The sequence below is a fragment of the Paraflavitalea sp. genome, assembly GCF_059502485.1.
The window spans coordinates 1328243-1347421 of the sequence record NZ_JCACET010000010.1 but is presented as its reverse complement, the minus strand read 5'-3'; the positions used below and the strand labels follow the sequence as shown (position 1 = coordinate 1347421).

Sequence of the window (19179 nt, the reverse complement as noted above, 5' to 3'; positions counted from 1 at the left end):
GCGGGCTTAGGATAATAATTTTCCTAATTCTTCGTTATTGGGGCTGAAATCAAAAGCTATGAAAAAACTTGTCCTATTGATCGTATGTGTGGCTTCTTTTGTTGCAACACAAGCACAAGCTAAGTTTGGTATCAAGAGTGGATTCAACTTCGCCAATCTTACGAATGATATCGAAGGTGACATGAAGCTTAGTTTTTATGCCGGTGCTTTTGCGAACGTACCGGTAGCCAGTCGTTTTAGTGTGCAGCCTGAGCTTGTATTCTCTCGTCAGGGCGCCAAGTTTGATGATCCCGGTGATGATATCAAATGGCGGTTGAATTATCTCAACGTTCCTGTTATGGGACAGTATAATGATCCTTCCGGTTTTTATGCTGAGACCGGCCCTCAGTTTGGATTTTTGCTCAATGCCAAGTCAAAGGATGATGGCAATGTAGTAAGCGCCAACAGTTATTTCAAGTCATTTGACCTGTCGTGGGGCTTCGGTGCTGGTTTCAACTTTACAAAGCAGGCTGGTATCGGCCTTCGCTGGAACCTGGGTATGACGGACGTGTGGGAACATGCCGGTACTATGAACAACAGTGTATTGCAGTTGGGTGTTACTTACAGGTTGTAATTAATTACGGTATTATTACTAACTCATATTCTTTTAGGAGAAAACCACTGTCATTGGCAGTGGTTTCTTATTTTTATGGAAATTTTTCTCTTTAAAGGCTCCTGCTGTATTTTCCGGAATGCTTTGAAGTGAATAATATTTATGACATGAAAACGGTTTTGAACGAACAGCAACTGGCTTTTACGATCAAGCGTCTGGGTCACCAGATCCTGGAGAACCACGTAAATCTTGAAAATACGGTATTGATCGGCATTCAGCCCCGGGGTATTTTTGTTTCTGATCAGATTGTGCGGGAGATACGTGAGCTGGTGCCGGCTGATGTAGTAAAATATGGCAAACTGGATATTACTTTTTACCGCGACGATATCCGCAACTCGCTGCACGCGCCCAATCACACTGATATTCCTTTCAGCATAGAGAATAAGAATGTGGTCATCATCGATGATGTATTGTATACAGGCCGTACGATCCGGGCTGCGCTGGATGCTTTGATGGGCTTTGGCAGGCCGGCAAAGGTGGAGTTGTGTATCCTGATCGACCGCCGTTTCAGCCGCCAGCTTCCTATCCAGGCTGATTATGTGGGTAAATCCATCGACTCGATCATCTCGCAAAAGGTGCGGGTGTTTTGGAAGGAAAAGGATGGAAAAGAGGAAGTTGTGTTGTTGTAGAATGTTAGTATCCTGTGCTTTATCTTATTTTGTACCTTATATCTTTTTGCTCTAATTTTGCTGCCCGACATGCAACTTTCAGTTAAACATCTGCTCGGCATCAGGGATCTTACCCGGCAAGACATCCAGCTTATCTTAGATACTGCTACGGAATTCAAAGAGGTATTGCAGCGACCCATCAAAAAGGTCCCTTCTTTACGGGATGTGACCATTGTGAACCTGTTTTACGAGAATTCTACCCGCACGCGTATTTCTTTCGAACTGGCTGAGAAGCGCCTCAGCGCCGATACTATTAACTTTACTGCCAGTGGTTCTTCGGTTTCCAAAGGTGAAACCCTGCTGGACACGGTGAATAATATCCTGTCCATGAAAGTGGATATGGTGGTGATGCGGCATAGTGCCAGCGGCGCCCCCCACTTCCTGGCGAAGCATATTCCTGCGGCCATCATTAATGCCGGTGATGGTATCAACGAACATCCTACGCAAGGTTTACTGGATGCTTTCTCGATGCGGGAAAGGCTGGGTAAACTGGAAGGGCTGAAGGTGGCCATCATTGGTGATATTATGCACTCACGGGTGGCAATGAGTAATATTTACCTGCTTAAAAAGATGGGTGCTGAGATCATGGTGGCTGGTCCTCCCACGCTGATTCCAAAGTACATCAAGGAAGCATTTGATGTGCGCGTGGAGTACAACCTGAAGAAGGCGCTGGAATGGTGTGATGTGGCCAACGTGCTGCGTATTCAACTGGAGCGGCAGAACCAGGTACTCTTTTCTTCCCTGCGTGAGTATAGCCTGGCTTATGGTATTAATAAACGTTTGCTGGATAGTCTCAATAAAGAAGTGGTGATCATGCACCCCGGACCTATCAACAGGGGTGTGGAACTGGACAGTGATGCGGCTGATAGCAAACAATCTATCATCCTTCAACAGGTGGAGAATGGCGTAGCTGTTCGCATGGCTGCTTTATACCTGCTTTCAGGTGGGAGAGGTAGCATGAATTAACCTGGATGGAGTATTGCGCCTTGTTCCTTAAATTCTTCTTATGCAACAACGTATTGCTTTATTTCCCGGTACTTTCGACCCTATTACTATCGGTCACCTCGATATTATCAACCGGGCTTTGCCTTTGTTCGACAAGCTGATCATTGGTATCGGACGTAATATCAATAAGACGCCGATGTTCTCTGACGAGCAACGTATCAGCTGGATCAATGAGATCTACAAGGACACTTCCAAAGTGAGTGCTGTGTTGTATGAAGGGCTGACGGTGGATTGTTGCCAGAAAGTGGGCGCCAACTTCATTGTACGGGGCATCCGCTACGTTAATGACTTCGAGTATGAAAAGGCTATCGCGGATATGAACCGCAGCCTCGACAACAATATAGAAACTGTTTTTCTTACCTGCCTGCCTCAATTTACTTCTGTGGCTTCTACGCTGGTGCGCGATGTATTACGGAATGGTGGTGATGTGATGAAATTCCTGCCTGATGTAGTAGCGCGGTCTTTGGAACAGCGAAAGAAATACGAGATATGATCTGGTTTCATAAATCTGTAGGGGTTTCGGATATACAGCCTTTGGGCAAGAACACTATTGCCGAGGTGATCGGTCTTGAGTTTACTGAAATAGGGGCTGATTTTCTGAGGGGGCGTATGCCAGTGGATCATCGTACGCATCAGCCTTATGGGTTGTTGCATGGCGGTGCTTCGTGTGTGCTGGCTGAAACGCTGGGCAGTGTAGCTTCTGCACTGGTGATCGATCAATCGAAGTTTATTTGTGTTGGGCTGGAGATCAATGCCAATCATGTGCGCGGTGTGCGCAGTGGTTTTGTGACAGGCACTGCCAGTCCTATCCATATTGGCGCTTCTACGCACGTGTGGGATATCAGGATTACCGATGAGCGGGAAAAGCTTGTGTGCATCAGCCGGCTTACTGTTGCTATTTTGCCGAAAAAATAAGACCTTATCCATGCGAATAATTATCGTTTTTACACTGCTACTCCTTGCAGGTGTTTGTGCTGCGCAACCTACTCAGCCTGCCGATTATGGCCTGAAGGCTTTTTCCATACAGGATAAAAAATTAGGGACTATCAACTTTTATGTGTCGTCGGCAGGTATGGATTCCACCAAGCCTTTACTCCTGGCGTTGGATGGTTCGGGGCATTTTCCGCTGACGACTCTTGTACGGCTCAAAAAGCAGATGCGGGTGCTCAATTCTTTCGATAATGACATGTTGCAATTAGCTGATAAATTCCATGTTGTTTTTATCAGTAAGCCCGGTGTTGCTTTTTGTGATACGGTGGATATCGATGCGGACGATATGCACTTTGAAGATGTGGCTGAACGCCTGAAGCCTTCGGAAGAATATACCAGGCGGGCGGGTTTATACTGGCGGTCGGAAGCGGCTTCGAGGGTGATCGATTATCTCTGTAAGAAGCTTCCGGTGGATAGAAAGCAGGTGATTGTGTATGGGTATAGTGAAGGTGGACAGGTAGTGCCCCGGCTGTCTGTTATCAATAAGAAAGTAACTCATTGTGCGAGTATTGTTGGTGCGGGTTTGAATCAATTGTATGACTGGCTTACTGCGCAACGTGTGTTGGCTGCTAAAGGGGAGATCACTTATCAGGAAGCGCAACGGAGGATCGACTCTCTGATGGCTGTATTTGCAGACATTTACCGTCACCCAACTGCTACTGACAAGGAGTGGGAGGGGCATAGTTATTTGCGCTGGGGTAGTTATTGTACGGATATTCCGATGGAGAGTCTGACTAAGCTTACTATCCCCATCTTTATGGCTGTGGGGAGTAATGATAAGAACTCTCCTATATATGGGCTGGACTATGTGCCACTCGAATTTCTACGCCTGGGCAAGCAGAATCTTACTTATAGGGTTTATCCTACCGATCATTTCTTCAATGAGATTACGCAAGCAAACGGTAAGGAAGAAGTGATCAGTCACAAGCAGGCCATGATCGATGACCTGTTAAAATGGCTGGGGAAGGGGAAGTGAGCGGACGTTTACTTCGCTTTTTTAAAGAAATCCTCCTGTTGTCAATACATCTATAATCGAGGGGAAAGTATTGTTCATGTACTGCTTCACTTCTGCTGCAGGTACCCATTTTAATTGGGTGATCTGTTCTTCCGACTGGGGTATGAGTGCCTGCTGACCGGGTGCTTTCATCAGGTACCAGTGTGACTCTTTCAATATGTGTTTGCCGCTTTCATCGTAGGTGTGGTAGGTGACCAGCAATGGCTTTTCAAGTATTACCTTGGTGAGGCCTGTTTCTTCCTGTACTTCCCGAACGGCGCAGGCTTCGAGTGTTTCTCCCGGGTCGAGTTTGCCTTTGGGAAGGTCCCACTTGTTGCGGCGCTGCATCATCAATACTGCTCTTGCATCATTCAATACCAAGCCTCCGCCAGCCTGTACAATGGTAAACTTTTTGCGAAAGGCTTTTTCCAATTCCGTCAGATCATTGTGTACATAGATGCCTGCGTGTATCTTTTCCTGCTTCATCTCATGGATCATGGAGTTGACGCCTGGCGTAGAAAATTCATCGATCAAGACTGCATCATCGTGGTGTGCATAGGGCTCAATTTCAGGCGTAATCTCGTCTGTGAGGAACAAAGGTTTATCGTTGAAGTATATCTTGATGTGCATAAATAATTTTCCATTTTACCGCTTCAACCTTCAATTTCGCCGGACTGAATAAAATCTCTTTATGTCTCAGAACGAAAAAGCGGTAGCTGAAAAGCTTTTACAAATTAATGCTATTAAATTGAATCCGGGGGAACCTTTTACCTGGGCCTCTGGTTGGAAAAGTCCTATTTACTGCGATAACCGGAAGGTGTTGTCTTTTCCTTATATCCGTGATTTCATTAAATCGGAAATGTGCAATGTGATCTTTGAAGAGTATCCTGAAGCTGACTTGCTGGCTGGTGTAGCTACTGCGGGTATTCCCTGGGGGGCTATGGCTGCCGATCAGCTGAAGCTGCCTTATATATATGTGCGTCCCAAGCCGAAAGAGCATGGGCTGGGCAACCAGATCGAGGGTTTTTATAGTGCGGACCAGAAGGTGGTGGTGATCGAGGACCTTATTTCTACCGGCAAAAGCAGCCTCCAGGTGGTGGATGTGCTGAAAGCGGCGGGCGTGCAGGTAATTGGAATGGTGTCCATTTTTAGCTATGGTTTCCCCGTGGCTACGGCGGCTTTTGAGAAGGCTGGTATTGCTTATCGCTCACTGACTAATTATCCTGCTTTAATTAGCCTGGCTATTGAAAAAGGGCTGGTAACTGCTGATCAACAGGAGGTTTTGTTAAAGTGGAGCCAGGACCCTGGCAACTGGACCGGGAAATAGCTATATTTGGGAAAACTATGTCTGTATGAAGAAACTATTCCTATTGGTAGTGGCCATAACCGGCCTTCTGGCTACGGGTTTTGGACAAGTTAAGAAGGGCATCCAAACGGTTACTATCAAGACCCCTACGGTTCAATGTGAAAGCTGCAAAAAGCGTATTGAAGAGTTCATGAAGCGCGAAGATGGCGTGCAAAAGGTGAATGTGGACTTCAAAAAGAAGGTTACGAAGGTCACTTTTGTTGCCGAGCGTACGAATATAGAGAACGTAAAGACGGCTATCGCCAATGCGGGCTATGATGCGGATGATGTGACGGCAGATACCGAGGCTTATAAGAAGCTTCCCAAGTGCTGTAAGAAGCCTGAAGATGGGGGTGGTGGCGATCACTAATACTGCCAATCTTATTGACCATATTGAAAAGGCCGTCTCAGTAATGAGGCGGTTTTTTCGTTTCAGGGGGGCTTTGGGGTGGTTTCAGGTTACAGGCTACAAGTTACAGGGGGCGTTGTGGCAGGGCTCATACTGGCCTGATCCCTGTCTGATAGGTGTTTGGTATAGGTCTGATCCGGGTCTGGTAGGGGATTGCTATAGGGGTGGGTCTCGATAAAGTCTCGATAAGGTCTCGACAAGGTCTCGGTAAGGTCTCGATAAGGTTAGGGCAAAGTCCGGAAAAGGTCCGGGTAAGGTCCGGATAACCTCCGGATAAGGTCCGGATAAGCCTGTTAAATCAGGAGGGCCTGCCTTCTAAGGGGATGGGCAAGCGCAGGAGGCTTATTGGTAAAGTCTCATTCATAATCAACGTATTCCAGTTTTTGAAGCATGGAGTTTGGGTTTTGTGTCCTGCTTTTTCATATGAGTAATTTACGAAATCTGAAGGGCGATTCCATGCTTACTGCAGGCTATTTTTCTGCAACCGGATCGCAAAAGTAAGCCGCTCCGACGCTTTATAAGCGATACAGCAGGGAGGGATAGTTCGGTCTAAAATGCCCCTTGGAGGGCTTTTTTTGCAGGCTTTGGCGGCGGTTAATTTTGACTTGTTGTTGCCTGCTTTTAACTGGTCAAAAATGACACTCTAGTCATGACCATAGAGGGTTGTTGTAGGCAGAGGTTTTATGGGGCAAAATTGACCTTTGTAAGGGGGCCATCTGAGTGGTCAAACAAGACCTATATTCCGGAGGCTTTTCTTCTTCGTTTAGGTGAGTCAAACTTGTCTTCGTCAGGGATAGTTTTCTTGTGATAAATCGGGTAGTCAAATAAGACTTATTATTACCCTTCTTGTAATCCCTTCTTTTCAGGTCAAGATAGACCTTTCCCAAAGACATGACATACAGCCTTTTATAGGTGAAATATTCAGGGCTCAGGGAAAGCCTGAGGCCGTTTATGCAAATCTCAGGGGCTTCCGGGAGGGGTAAAATTGCCTTTTCGGGGTGGCTAAAACCGGTCAAAACAGACTGCAATTATTGGCGCTGAGCCCGGATGATGGTAGTCAAAATAGACCTGTTATCCTGTCTTCGATGCTCCTTTTGAGGTGGTCAAGTTTGACTATTTTACCGTGGTATTTTCGGCTGTCTTTTGTTCAAAAAACAGGAGGAGCTGGCGTTGGTAAGTGAATTTCTGCTCTTCAGGAAGTAGACAAAATAGACCTGATTGGGTTCGTTTTTGTTGCTTGTTACGGTGGTCAAACTTGACTTTTTTTCCCGGCGTTCTCCTTCGTTGTTTTATTTAGAAAAAGGGGAGGGCCTGCCGTTTTAAGGGAGATTTCTCTTTGCTAAAAAGTAGTCAAAATAGACGTATCCGGATGCTTACTTTCTGACTAAACCGGTAGTCAAAATTGACCTTCTTTTAAGCCCGGCTAGTGGAGTTGATTGAATAAAAAAAGGGAGGGTTTGAGGTTTTATAGACAATTTCTCTTTATTTAAAAGTGGTCAAAGTAGACGTAAATCTGTGCTTGTTTTGAGCTTATAAGGATGGTCAAATTTGCCTCTTTTCCTAAGCTGCCTACGGCCTATTTCAGTTCAAAAAAAGAGGAGAGGCCGCCGTTGTGAAGCGAATTTCGGATGTCTTTAAATTAGTCGAAATAGACTTGTTTTTAAGCCTGTATTCAGGCCTCGGGTGTGGTCAAATTTGACTATTCTCCTCATTGATCGCTGGCATTCTTTTCCAGAAAAAGGAGGAGGGCGCACCATTATTGGGCAGATTTCCGGTTTGGCAATTAGGGCAAATGAGACCTGTTTTTAGTGGGCCTTTTAGCTTGCGGTCAGGGTCAAAATTGACCAGTATATCAATGGTTTGTAGTCGGGGCGAATAGTCAATTTTGACTCTTTTTAATTGCTCAAAAGCCACCTTTTACAGGTCGAAAATTCAGGATATAGCCCCGGATCGAATCCGTTTAAGCAAATCTCAGGGCCTTCCGACGGGGTACATGTAGCTTCTTTTATACTAATTCCGGCGGTCAAAATTGACCAATTGGAGAGCTGTTAATTCAATCAGTAGTTAGTCAAAATAGACGTTTCGTGAGCTGGCCTTTGGCTTTCGGTTGTGGTCAAAATAGACCTTTTTGACCAGGCATTTATAGCGCGCTTTACCTCTAAAAAAGGGGAGGGTAGGCGAGTTTATAGCAGTTTTCGGGTTTAAAAAAATGGTCAAAATTGACCCTTTTGAGTGCACTCTTTCTGCATTAAAAATAGTCAAAATTGACCTCTGCTTATCAGGCACAAGCACCCTACAGCACTTAGCTATGCGGCATGCTTGCGCCAGTTGCGAGGGCAAAATTGACCGGGCCTGCGCCGCGTTAAAATCATTGTATATAGTCAAAATAGACCTTGGGGGAGTGGCTTTTTTTGGGGGCTGTTCAGTCGTGATTGCTGTATAAAGCGCAGGGCTTATTTGACTGTTTTTGGTAACTAAACTGAAAGTCAATGTCATTCTTAATAATGTCAAAATTGACCTTTTACGGGTGACCTCCTGGTTAGTAAAGCTGACCGGAATATGGAATTTAAAAGTAAAAATGCTGCTATCTGTAGTGTCTAAATTGACCTTTAAACTACCTGGCTTCTTGCCGCCTGGTACTGTCAAAAACGACCTCCTGCGGTGTTGTTGCTTGCTGATTCCGGAGCAATAAAAAGCCGATTTTCCGGTCAATATGTAATTAAAAACACCTGCGGCGATATGTCAAATATGACCGTTCAGCTCCTTCTTTTTCTGGGCCCTGTTTTTAAGCTATTCTGTTTTTTGAGGCCTCCCAAGTCTTTCAACAGCTGGTTTTATGTATGTCAAAAATGACCTTCCAACGGCGCCTTTCCAGGACGATTGGACGCTCTTTTTGGGACCGATCCGGGCGGGAGATGACCATACTCTGTTTAACTATTCTATTCGAATGAGGTCAAAAATGACCGTCGTTTTCGACCTCAAAAAATCGGAAAATTGCTAAAATCAGGGGCTAAAAATTGCTCCTTTTGTGACCTGGTTAGATGTCTTTGGGGCACCTGAATCCTGGAAAATGCATAATTCCGGGAAAATAAAAATGGGTCATTTTCGAAAAAATGACCCATTTCTGGTTTGTCTTTATCTGTAAAAAAAGACCGATCTCATCACAAAAATTGTTTAGCCCGATCCGGTCTTTTGATCTTATGTATAAATGCTGTTCGTCCGTTGAAATTTTTGGAGGTCATTTATGACCTTTTTTTGACGCGTATTTTATATCGCTAAAATGTCTTTTTTGACCTCCTGAGCTGTGCTTTTAAAACTTCAGTTTTTGGGCTCCTTCATACTTTATGGGGTAATTAATGAAGATCCCGCCCCGGCCAATCCGCGCTTTTCCATCCAGTTTGATCATCACTTCCTGCTGCCCTCCGGCCAATGTTTGTATCAATCCAATCGCTGTTGTTGACATATTGACAGTCATCTGAACGGGTAAATAGAAGGTGTCTTTCCTGGGAATTTTGATGGTTGAGTCGAGTGTACTATGTCCTAAAAAGTTGCTGTTGACATAAACATCGACCTCGGCATGCTTCATGGTGACGGGAAATTTGTTGGGATTATAGTATCCAACCTCCGCCGAAATGGTCGATTCTTTCAGGTCAAACTTGACCACTTTTGCGTTCCTTATTCCGAGGTAATCGAACCCTGTTGGCTTGGCGCAGGCTATGAGCAGGATGGGGAAGGAGGCTATTAGAAGCTTTTTATTCATGTCTATTTTTTGTGGACACAAAGTAGGGTATAAATTTTTTCTGCCAAAAACGGGGTTGTACATTTAGGAAAATCTTTGCTAAAAAGTTTAGAGATTTTTGGGCTCTTTTTGAATGAAAGTATTCAAAATCAATAACTAACTTGTTTAGCTTACAATTTTATGTTTATAAACTTAGTTTAAAACATTTTAGAGCCAACTATATTGAATTTTTATTTTAATGAAATTGGGTTGCAAATGCCCAAATTTCAAGAAAAATGAAGCAACCTTAAACAGTTTCTGGAACAAGTATTTAAAAATGAACTTAATAATTGAAATACAATATTTTGCACCTGCTATATTCTATAAAAAGGTAAATAAAATTTCGAATGTTGATTATGATGTATATGAGACTTATCAAAAAATGAGTTTTCGCAACCGATGCATCATTTTGGGCGGCGGCGGACCGGTTACCCTGAGTATTCCGCTGGAAGAAGGCCGGGGTCAACGGAGGTTGACCAGGGACGTCCGGATCGCCAACCGGTACCCCTGGCAGTCGCAACATTGGAAAAGCATCCTATCGTGTTACAACCGGTCGCCCTGGTTCGAATTTTACCGGGATGAGCTGGAAGGTCTTTTTCAAAAGCAGGTGGATTTTTTGGTCGACTGGAATTTGGCCTGCTGGGAATGGGCGTCCAAAAAATTGGGAATGGAGGTTGCGACCGGTACAACGAAGGAGTACCGGACTGACTATGATATGACAAAATGGCTTGATCTTCGAAATAAGTTATTACCAAAATCTATCATGCAAAATTTCCTGGAACCAGTGGTTTACCGGCAAGTTTTTGAGGACCGGACCGGGTTCATTCCGCACTGCTCCATTTTGGACCTGCTTTTTTGTGAGGGAAAAAATGCCCGCTCATTATTGGCTACCGATCCGAAATGATGAGCGCAAAGTTGATGGTGCTTTTTGATGGGTAAAAAAGGGCCTCATATAGCGCTTTTTATAATGCAATTTGGCAGGGTAAAATACCCTGGGGGATCTCACGAAGGCTGCCCTGAATTTCTTATATTGCAATAACACCCTTCCGTTGCCAAAACCGGAAGGACCCCATGAGAAAATCTATACTGCTTAGCTGCCTGGTAATTTTATCAACCTTATCCCGGGCCCAAGACTTTACCAATAAAGGGAAAGAGTTTTGGCTGGGCTATGGCAACCATCAGCAGATGTATAGTAATGCTCAACCCGGCATGGACGTTTACATAACCTCCGACGTCGATACTGAAGTCACCCTCGAAATTCCTGGTCTTGGTGTTACGCAGACCTTCGACATCTTCGCCAACCAGGTCCGGCAGATCGCTATCCCTTCCCGGGCATTTCTCGACAATGAAGGTTTATCCAATAAAGGCATTCATATCACGGCGCTTAAACCGGTGGTCGCCTACGCGCACATTTATTACGCGTCGGTGTCCGGAGCTTCGCTTTGTTTGCCGGTGGCTACCCTTGGCCGGGAATATTATTCGGTGAACTTCAAGCAGGAGGCACAGGCGGATGTGAACAGTAATTCTTACTCCTGGTTTTTTGTAGTGGCTACAGAAGACAATACCGAGATCGAGGTGATACCATCCGCCAATACCCAGACCATGACGGCAGGCCAAACTTATAGCCAGGTGTTGCAGAAGGGTCAGGTGTATAATGTTCTTTCTTCCACCGACCTCACCGGTTCTACCATCAGGTCGATCAACAATGGATCGGGTTGTAAAAAGGTCGCTGTGTTTTGCGGAAGTGGGCGTATCGGTATTGGTTGTCCTTCCGGCGGCGTCTCTTCGTCTGACAATCTTTTTCAGCAGATGTATCCTTCGAGTACGTGGGGCAAAAAGTATATCACTGTTCCAAGCGCTACCCGGCCGTTGAATTATTACCGGATCATCCGGCCCGATCCTGCGTCGGTAGTCAGGCTGGACGGCGCCGTCGTTCCTGCCGGTAATTTTACCAATAATTTGTATTACGAATTTTCAGATGCTTCGCCGCATATTATCGAGTCGGACAAGCCGCTCCTGGTGGCCCAGTATTTCACCACGCAGGAATGTGGGGAGCGAACGGGCAATGGTGATCCTGAAATGATCTACCTCAGTCCGGTGGAGCAAACCGTCAATAAGGTGACGCTTGTTTCCATGCGGCTGATCAATAATGTGAGCAATGTTCATTTTGTCAACGCCGTGGTGAAGAACAGTCCGGGAGCCATCAATACCTTCCGTATCGATGGTGTTGGTTATGCCAGTAGTTTTATGCCGCATCCTGTTGATCCGTCTTATGCGTTTGCCCGGATCGTCGTGGATGGTCCTGCGGCTCATACGATTACCTGCGACACTCCTTTCAATGCCATCGCTTATGGTTTTGGGCGTACCGAATCTTATGGGTATTCTGCCGGCAGTAATCTCAAGGACCTGTATCAGTATGTGTCCATGCAGAATGACTATGCTGTGGTCAATTTTCCGGCGGGCTGCAAAAACACCCCTTTCCGTTTGTCTATGACCTTCCCTTACCAGCCGACGGAAATAAAATGGGTGTTTGGGGCTACGCTCAATGCGATGGGATTTGTTGACGTGAATATCAATGTTCCTGTTGCTGATTCGAGCTGGGTGCTCGATGGCCGCACTTTGTATCGTTACAAATTGCCGGGTCAATATACCATCAGTACACCGGGCACTTATCCGATCATTGTGAGGGCTAATAATCCGACAGCGGACGGGTGTAATGGTGAGCAGCAGATCGATTACGACCTGGAGATCTTCGAGCGCCCCCGGGCCGATTTTTCTTTTACTCCAAAATGCCTGGGCGACCCGGTCGCTTTTACCGACCGGATCGACGGACAAGGGCGTAGCCTGATCAAATGGTTTTGGAATCTTGATGATGGGAATGTCAGCACGCTCAAGGATGTGACACACACTTATGCGGCCGCCGGTCAATATAAGGTGAAGCACTGGGGTATTACGGACATTGGCTGCCTGTCGGATACTGTTGAAAAAACAGTGGAATTGGCTTCTCTGCCGAACGCCAATTTTACCCTGTCTCCGGTGCATTGTCAGGACACGCTGATTACTTTTACCGACCAGTCAAATGTGACCGGCGGAACGCTGGCCAAATGGACCTGGGATTTTGGCGATAATTCGACGTCTACGGCAACCAATAATAACCCGCTCACGCATGCTTATAATACGCCCGGAAATTACACTGTGGGATTGGTGGTGGAAACGACTTTTGGGTGCAAGAGTACAGTGCGTCAATTGCCCATAACTATTCATCCAAAACCGGTGGTTGATTTTAGTCTCCCTGGCGCTGTTTGTCTGCCTGCCGGTACGGCTACTTTTGGAAGCCTGACCACCATCACCGACGGTACTCAAAATCTGTTTACTTACCTATGGGATTTTGGAGATGGTCAAACGGCTACCACCAGCAACCCGGTTTACCAGTTTACCGGTGTTGGGCCTTACAATGTGAAGTTGTCTGTGACCTCCAACAACCAGTGTATGGGCAGCCGGGTAAAGGCGCTCAATACGATCTATCCGCAACCTAAAGCCAGCTTCGATGTGAGTGGTGAGGTTTGCCTGGGGGCGGCTATTCAGTTTACCGACAGGAGTGATGGAAAGGGTAGTACGGTGACGCAGTGGAACTGGGATTTGGGCAATGCGCAGGCTTCTACCCAACAGAATAATACGCTTACTTATGCCACTGCCGACACGTTCGATGTGAAGTTGTCGGTGGTGACCGATAAAGGCTGTAAGTCCGATACGGCTACCCGGCAGGCCATTGTTCATCCTTTGCCTACGGCGGTGTTCAATTTTGCGGCGCCTACCTGTGAAGGTGCGCCGGTGGGTTTTACGGATGCTTCTACGCCCAATGCGGGCACGTTGGTGAAGTGGCAATGGTCTTTTGGCAATGGGAATACTTCCACGCAACAAAATCCTGCTACTACGTATGCTACGCCCAATACTTATACTGCCAGTCTGGTTGTAGAAAGCAGTAAGGGCTGTGTGAGCGCGCTGGCTTCACGGCCTATCATCATACACCCTATGCCTGTGCCCGATTTTACGATGCCGGAGGTGTGCCTGTTCGATGCGGTACCATTTACAAGTACCAGTACAATTGCTGATAACAGCGAGGCTCAGTTCAGTTACAACTGGAATTTCGGGAATGGCAATAGTTCTACTCAGGCCAGTCCACAACATAATTATGGTGCTGCGGGCGATTACCAGGTAAGTCTGTCCATTACTTCTAAAGACGGCTGCTTCAAAACTGTTACACATCCTTTGGCGGTGAATGGCGATGTGCGGCGGGGTGCTTTTGCAGTGCAAGACCCGGCAGTGCTTTGTGCCAATAAAGCGGTGCTGATCCAGGACCGTTCGGAGGTGGTGTCGGGTAAATTGATACGGGTAGAGATCTATTGGGACTACACAGGTGACCCCACCGTGAAGACCGTGGATGAAGATCCTGCGATCGGCAAATCCTACACGCATAAGTATCCTGATTTCGGTTCTCCGGCCACCCGGGCCTACCAGGTGCGTTATATCGCCTATTCCGGCGAAAATTGCTTCGAAACGGATGTGCAGACGATAACGCTCAAGGCAAGCCCTGTCGTTGAATTTAACGCTCTACAGGCCGTTTGTGAGGAGGTGACGCCATTTACGATCAATTCTACGCGTGAGATATTCGGCTTTAGTGGCACGGGCAGCATCAGTGGCCCCGGCATGAGTACAGATGGTATTACGTTCAGCCCACGTGCTGCCACGCCAGGACTGCATACGTTGCGGTACGACTTTATGGCTACCAATGGCTGTTCTGCTTCGCGTGAACAAACGATACGGGTCAATCCTACGCCTGTAGTTAATGCAGGGGCTGATAAGGGCGTGCTGGAAGGTGGTTTTGTTGTGTTGGATGGACGGTCCACTGGTTCAGAGCTGCAGTACAGCTGGACGCCTGTGACCGGTGTGGACAGGCCTGATAAACCAACGCCCAGGGTAAGCCCTACAGCAGATATTACTTATAAGCTGACGGTTGTTTCCGGCGATGGCTGTACGAGCAGTGATGAGGTGTTTGTGAAGGTGTTGAAGGAGGTTATTGTGCCCAATACGTTTACACCGAATGGTGACCGGATCAACGATACCTGGAAAATATTGTACCTCGAATCTTATCCGGGTTGCACGGTTGATGTGTACAACCGGTATGGCCAGCGTGTCTTCTTTTCCACCGGTTATGGCCGTGAATGGGATGGCACGATGAATGGTAATCCGCTGCCGGTGGGTACTTATTACTGGATCATCAATCCGAAGAATGGGCGGCAGCAGATGAACGGATCGGTAACAATCATAAGATAAACCTGTGTGGTATGAAGAGAATGCTTAACTGTTTATGGGGAGTAGTTTTTTGTTTGGGTGTGCAGGCTCAACAGCAGCCGCATTACACGCAGTATATACTCAATCAATATATTCTCAATCCGGCGCTTACCGGTATCGAAAACTATGTTGATATCAAGGCCAGTCACCGCCACCAGTGGGTGGGTTTCGATGGCGCGCCTGTTACTACGTATGTTACTGTTCATGGGCCTATTGGCAAAAAGGATTTCCGTACTTCGGCTACTTCTTACCGGGTGCCGGGCGAAAATCCGCGTGGGAAAAGCTACTGGGAAAATTATGAAGCAGCTGAACCGCACCATGGGATCGGGTTGCAGGTGATCAACGATCGTACTGGTCCGCTCAATCATTTTTCGGCATACGCTACTTATGCTTATCATATCGGTATCAGTGCACGTACCAGTCTGGCGGCAGGCTTTGGGGCCGGGTTTACCAATTTAAGTCTCAATACCAACAAGGTTTTCCTGGGCATACAAGCGCCTGTAGATCCGGCTGTGTATACCAGTGGCATGGTCAATAATTTCAAACCTGATTTCAATGCAGGGTTGTATCTATATTCTGCGGATTATTTTGTAGGCTTATCGGCTCAGCAGCTCATTCCGCAAAAGGTGAATTTTGCGGAACGTAGTGTGGTGGTGAGGGACGCCAAGTTTGTGCCTCACATCTTTGCTACGGCTGGTTATCGTTTTTTACTGGGCGATGATTTCAACCTGACTCCTTCTGCCATGGTAAAGTATATCCGTCCTTTGCCGGTGCAGGCCGATCTCAATTTAAAGCTGCAGTACCAGGACCTTGCCTGGATTGGAGCTTCTTACCGTACCGGGGAAGGGTTTGCGGGCATGGTGGGTATGAATATTTCCAACACGCTCAATGTGGGGTATGCGTATGATTATACTACTTCCAATCTTAATACGGTGAGCAAGGGCACGCATGAGATCATGATCGGGTTTCTTATTGGCAACAAATATGGCGACTGGTGTCCGAAGAATGTGTGGTAGTCTACCTTGTACCAACCATGGTACCATATTTTGCGTCAAGTATAACAAGACTGCTTGCTATTAGCAGACCTGATTGCCGATTATGAATTTCTTTTATTTGTTAAATAATTCATTAATCGGTTGTGCGGCAGGTTAAGCTGTGTGGGCAATTAATATATTTGAGCAACCCTAACCTTTAACCTGCATGTTGGCAGTCAACCGTTTAACCAAAACCTGTTTTGTCCTTTTTGTATTTATCCTGTCTGTTGTATCCGCATCCGCACAGAAAAATGTGCTCAAAGGATCGGTGGTAGATACTGCCGAGAAGAAGAATCTTCATTATGCGATTGTAGCACTCATCAACAAGGCTGATAGTACTTTATACCGCTCCATCCGCTCGAACGAGGAAGGTGTTTTTGGCTTTACAGGTGTACCTGCCGGTCGCTATACTGTGATGGTCTCTTATCCTAAGATGGCCGATTTTCTGCAAGACATTACTGTTTCCGATACTTCCAAAATAGACCTTGGCAAAGTGCCTATGACTACGGAAGCCAAGCTGCTCGAGGAGGTAGTGGTGCGGGCCGGTGTGCCTATCCGTATGCGAGGCGATACACTGGAGTATACGGCGGATAGTTTTGCCCTGAAGCCCAATCAAACAGTGGAAGAGCTGTTGAAGCGTCTGCCTGGTATTCAGGTAGAAAAGGATGGAAAAATAATGGCGCAAGGGCAGGAGGTGAAGACAGTATTGGTGGATGGTGACGAGTTTTTCTCTGATGATCCCGGGCTTGCGTTGAAATACCTGCAGGCCGGTGCGGTAGACAAGGTACAGGTGTTTGATAAAAAGAGTGCACAGTCTGAATTTACGGGGATCGACGATGGCTCGCGTAATAAAACAATCAATCTTAAGCTTAAGAAGAATAGTAAGCATGGTTATTTCGGTAAGCTTTCTGCGGGCGCCGACGGGAAGAATTATTATCAGCACGAGGCCATGGGAGCATTGTTCAACGGCAATAAGAAAATTTCGGTTTTCGGTACTGCTGCCAAAACCGGGGCTGCAGGACTTTCTTACCAGGATATGAGTAAATATGTGACGCAGGATTATGAAGCGATCGGTGATGGCATGGGAGGCGTTGCTTATTATACCAGCAATAGTGATTATGAAAGTGACCGGTATTGGGGTAATGGCCTGCCATCGGTATTGTATGGTGGCGCGCATTTTTCGGATAAATGGGGTGGCGACAAGCAAAAAGTATTTGCCAACTATCGTATTAAGGAGATCAAAGCTGATGGTTGGAGTAATTCAAACGGCTCTAACATTCTGCCAGACGGGACAGGCTTTTTCAATAAAAGTGATAGCCGTGAAAGTTCTTATAGTTTTTCGCAAAAGGCCAGTGGCAATTTTACAACGAAGCTGGATTCATTTACCACGTTGAAATTGTCGGCCAACGGTAGCCTTGGCAGGAATAATAATAACAACTGGTCCACGTCGGAATCCAAAAACGAAAAGGGGTTCCTTGTGAACAACAATGAGCAATCTTACAAGAACGAATCGGAGAATAAACGTTTTGGCAGTGACATTACGTTGCAGAAGAAGTTCAGGAAGGATGGAAGGACGTTCTCTTTTAGTTTTCAGCAGGAGCACAGCAGTAATATTACGGATGCGTATACTTTCAATGCTACCAATTATTTTGATCCGGCCAATGGTGATTTCAGGAGGGCAGATACGCTGAACCAGCTTCAGCAAACGCGTAGTCCATTTGAATCTTATGCGGTGAGGGGTACTTATACCGATAAGTTTACCAAAGAGCTGGGCATTTCGTTGGAGTATGGCTGGAAAACAGCTCAATCGTCCAACGTATTCAATACGTTCAACGATGTTAATGGGAAATATACGGCTCGTGTTGACAGTCTCAGCAACGATTATGATTTCACTGTTAATACGCACATATCAGCTGCCATGTTGAGCTGGAGCACTAAGAAAATGAATATTACTGCTGGTAGCAGGGTCTTCCATACCGGCATGGAGCAGGTTAATAATGATCTTAATAAAGGTGTAACGCGGCGGTTTATCAATTTTGCTCCTAACCTGAGTATTGGTCTGCGTGTTATCAAAAACACCAATATCGATATTGGTTATAACGGCGAAACTTCCCAACCTTCTGTTGATCAATTGCAGCCTTTACGCAGAACCAATAATCCTTTGTATGTACAGGTAGGTAACCCCGATCTCAGGCCTTCTTTCAGGCATACCGGCCGTGTATCATTCAACAGATTTAAGATGAATGGCAATTACATGTATGGTAGTCTTTATTATACTTATACAGATAATGCCATCACCATGCAGCGTTCTACAGATGCACAAAACCGTACGGTGAGCCAGTTCGTCAACCTGGATGGGGTTGGAATGCTCAGTGCTAATGTGGGTTTCAACTGGAACCTCAAGAAATGGAAGCTGCGTCCGTCTCTTTATTTCTATGGTAGCAAGGGCGGTGGTAATTCGGTGCAGAACGGCATCACTATTAAAAATGAGAACATTTCTTCCAGCATACGGGGAGGGTTGAGCCACGATTGGCCGAATGTGATGTCGACTAGTTACTCGAACAGCTTTACGTATTCTGTAGGCTGGTCTGACGCACCCAATAACCAAACCAACCGGAATTTCTCTCACACGCATACGCTGAATAATCGTTTCTTCTTGCCATGGGATATAGAGGTCGTTTCTGATTGTAATTTCCAGTTCCAACCCAAGAATAAAGCGTTTAACAACAATATCAATATTATTCAATGGAATGCTTCTGTGGAGAAGAAGCTGCTGAAGAATGAGCAGGGGGTAATCAAGTTTTCGGTAAATGATATCCTGAATCAGAATACGGGTTACAACCGGTATATTTCGGGTAACAGTATTAACGAGTCGAACAGGCTGGTGCTGAAACGGTATTTTTTGCTGACGCTGACGTGGAATTTTATGAAAACATTTTAATCACGAATCGA

General features: G+C 46.1%; 14 protein-coding genes. 12 read left to right on the top strand and 2 right to left on the bottom strand.

From position 1 onward, the window contains the following. Positions 1 to 58 precede the first annotated feature (58 nt). The 6 genes from AC5JBY_RS22560 to AC5JBY_RS22535 all read left to right on the top strand — a co-directional run bounded on the left by AC5JBY_RS22560 (position 59) and on the right by AC5JBY_RS22535 (position 4291). On the top strand, positions 59 to 613 hold the full coding sequence (locus tag AC5JBY_RS22560) for a porin family protein (RefSeq protein WP_495906922.1): 555 nt from the start codon (positions 59 to 61) through the stop codon (positions 611 to 613). A gap of 146 nt (positions 614 to 759) precedes the next feature. Next, on the top strand, positions 760 to 1281 hold the full coding sequence (pyrR, locus tag AC5JBY_RS22555) for a bifunctional pyr operon transcriptional regulator/uracil phosphoribosyltransferase PyrR (protein ID WP_495906921.1): 522 nt from the start codon (positions 760 to 762) through the stop codon (positions 1279 to 1281). A gap of 69 nt (positions 1282 to 1350) precedes the next feature. Beyond that, positions 1351 to 2286 carry an aspartate carbamoyltransferase catalytic subunit gene (locus AC5JBY_RS22550; protein WP_495906920.1) on the top strand — a complete coding sequence of 312 codons (936 nt, stop codon included), beginning with the start codon at positions 1351 to 1353 and terminating at the stop codon, positions 2284 to 2286. 40 nt (positions 2287 to 2326) lie between these two features. Next, the gene (coaD, locus tag AC5JBY_RS22545; protein ID WP_495906919.1) at positions 2327 to 2818 is read left to right on the top strand and encodes a pantetheine-phosphate adenylyltransferase; all 492 of its coding nucleotides are present in this window, start codon (positions 2327 to 2329) and stop codon (positions 2816 to 2818) included. Beyond that, on the top strand, positions 2815 to 3240 hold the full coding sequence (locus AC5JBY_RS22540) for a hotdog fold thioesterase (RefSeq protein ID WP_495906918.1): 426 nt from the start codon (positions 2815 to 2817) through the stop codon (positions 3238 to 3240). The genes coaD and AC5JBY_RS22540 overlap by 4 nt, the downstream gene beginning before the upstream one ends. 10 nt (positions 3241 to 3250) lie before the next feature. After that, positions 3251 to 4291 carry an alpha/beta hydrolase family protein gene (locus AC5JBY_RS22535; RefSeq protein ID WP_495906917.1) on the top strand — a complete coding sequence of 347 codons (1041 nt, stop codon included), beginning with the start codon at positions 3251 to 3253 and terminating at the stop codon, positions 4289 to 4291. 21 nt (positions 4292 to 4312) lie between these two features. Here the strand turns inward: AC5JBY_RS22535 and AC5JBY_RS22530 are convergent, their stop codons facing one another. Continuing rightward, on the bottom strand, positions 4313 to 4939 hold the full coding sequence (locus AC5JBY_RS22530) for an NUDIX hydrolase (protein WP_495906916.1): 627 nt from the start codon (positions 4937 to 4939) through the stop codon (positions 4313 to 4315). A 61-nt stretch (positions 4940 to 5000) separates the two neighbouring features. Between AC5JBY_RS22530 and pyrE the strand changes: the two genes are divergently transcribed. Both pyrE and AC5JBY_RS22520 read left to right on the top strand, forming a co-directional pair. Beyond that, positions 5001 to 5636 (top strand): orotate phosphoribosyltransferase, encoded by a 636-nt coding sequence (gene pyrE, locus AC5JBY_RS22525; RefSeq protein WP_495906915.1) that lies wholly within the window; start codon positions 5001 to 5003, stop codon positions 5634 to 5636. Positions 5637 to 5661: 25 nt separating this feature from the next. Further along, entirely contained in the window at positions 5662 to 6024 is a 363-nt protein-coding gene (locus AC5JBY_RS22520) for a heavy-metal-associated domain-containing protein (RefSeq protein ID WP_495906914.1), read from the top strand. Between the two features lie 3349 nt (positions 6025 to 9373). On the opposite strand, the gene AC5JBY_RS22515 is transcribed toward AC5JBY_RS22520, so the two are convergent. Continuing rightward, entirely contained in the window at positions 9374 to 9823 is a 450-nt protein-coding gene (locus AC5JBY_RS22515; protein ID WP_495906913.1) for an LEA/WHy family protein, read from the bottom strand. 295 nt (positions 9824 to 10118) lie between these two features. On the opposite strand from AC5JBY_RS22515, the gene AC5JBY_RS22510 reads away from it, so the two are divergent. From AC5JBY_RS22510 to AC5JBY_RS22495, 4 genes are all read left to right on the top strand, one after another. Further along, positions 10119 to 10745 (top strand): WbqC family protein, encoded by a 627-nt coding sequence (locus AC5JBY_RS22510; RefSeq protein WP_495906912.1) that lies wholly within the window; start codon positions 10119 to 10121, stop codon positions 10743 to 10745. A gap of 167 nt (positions 10746 to 10912) precedes the next feature. Continuing rightward, the gene (locus tag AC5JBY_RS22505; RefSeq protein ID WP_495906911.1) at positions 10913 to 15175 is read left to right on the top strand and encodes a PKD domain-containing protein; all 4263 of its coding nucleotides are present in this window, start codon (positions 10913 to 10915) and stop codon (positions 15173 to 15175) included. Positions 15176 to 15186: 11 nt separating this feature from the next. Then, complete coding sequence (locus tag AC5JBY_RS22500) at positions 15187 to 16209, top strand: PorP/SprF family type IX secretion system membrane protein (RefSeq protein ID WP_495906910.1); 1023 nt, start codon at positions 15187 to 15189, stop codon at positions 16207 to 16209. Positions 16210 to 16393: 184 nt separating this feature from the next. Continuing rightward, positions 16394 to 19168 (top strand): TonB-dependent receptor family protein, encoded by a 2775-nt coding sequence (locus AC5JBY_RS22495; RefSeq protein ID WP_495906909.1) that lies wholly within the window; start codon positions 16394 to 16396, stop codon positions 19166 to 19168. The last annotated feature ends 11 nt before the right edge of the window (positions 19169 to 19179 follow it).

Coding starts and splice junctions, on each gene's coding strand:
- AC5JBY_RS22560 (WP_495906922.1), top strand. CDS start 59: ATGAAAAAACTTGTCCTATTGATCGTATGTGTGGCTTCTTTTGTTGCA.
- pyrR (WP_495906921.1), top strand. CDS start 760: ATGAAAACGGTTTTGAACGAACAGCAACTGGCTTTTACGATCAAGCGT.
- AC5JBY_RS22550 (WP_495906920.1), top strand. CDS start 1,351: ATGCAACTTTCAGTTAAACATCTGCTCGGCATCAGGGATCTTACCCGG.
- coaD (WP_495906919.1), top strand. CDS start 2,327: ATGCAACAACGTATTGCTTTATTTCCCGGTACTTTCGACCCTATTACT.
- AC5JBY_RS22540 (WP_495906918.1), top strand. CDS start 2,815: ATGATCTGGTTTCATAAATCTGTAGGGGTTTCGGATATACAGCCTTTG.
- AC5JBY_RS22535 (WP_495906917.1), top strand. CDS start 3,251: ATGCGAATAATTATCGTTTTTACACTGCTACTCCTTGCAGGTGTTTGT.
- AC5JBY_RS22530 (WP_495906916.1), bottom strand. CDS start 4,939: ATGCACATCAAGATATACTTCAACGATAAACCTTTGTTCCTCACAGAC.
- pyrE (WP_495906915.1), top strand. CDS start 5,001: ATGTCTCAGAACGAAAAAGCGGTAGCTGAAAAGCTTTTACAAATTAAT.
- AC5JBY_RS22520 (WP_495906914.1), top strand. CDS start 5,662: ATGAAGAAACTATTCCTATTGGTAGTGGCCATAACCGGCCTTCTGGCT.
- AC5JBY_RS22515 (WP_495906913.1), bottom strand. CDS start 9,823: ATGAATAAAAAGCTTCTAATAGCCTCCTTCCCCATCCTGCTCATAGCC.
- AC5JBY_RS22510 (WP_495906912.1), top strand. CDS start 10,119: ATGAACTTAATAATTGAAATACAATATTTTGCACCTGCTATATTCTAT.
- AC5JBY_RS22505 (WP_495906911.1), top strand. CDS start 10,913: ATGAGAAAATCTATACTGCTTAGCTGCCTGGTAATTTTATCAACCTTA.
- AC5JBY_RS22500 (WP_495906910.1), top strand. CDS start 15,187: ATGAAGAGAATGCTTAACTGTTTATGGGGAGTAGTTTTTTGTTTGGGT.
- AC5JBY_RS22495 (WP_495906909.1), top strand. CDS start 16,394: ATGTTGGCAGTCAACCGTTTAACCAAAACCTGTTTTGTCCTTTTTGTA.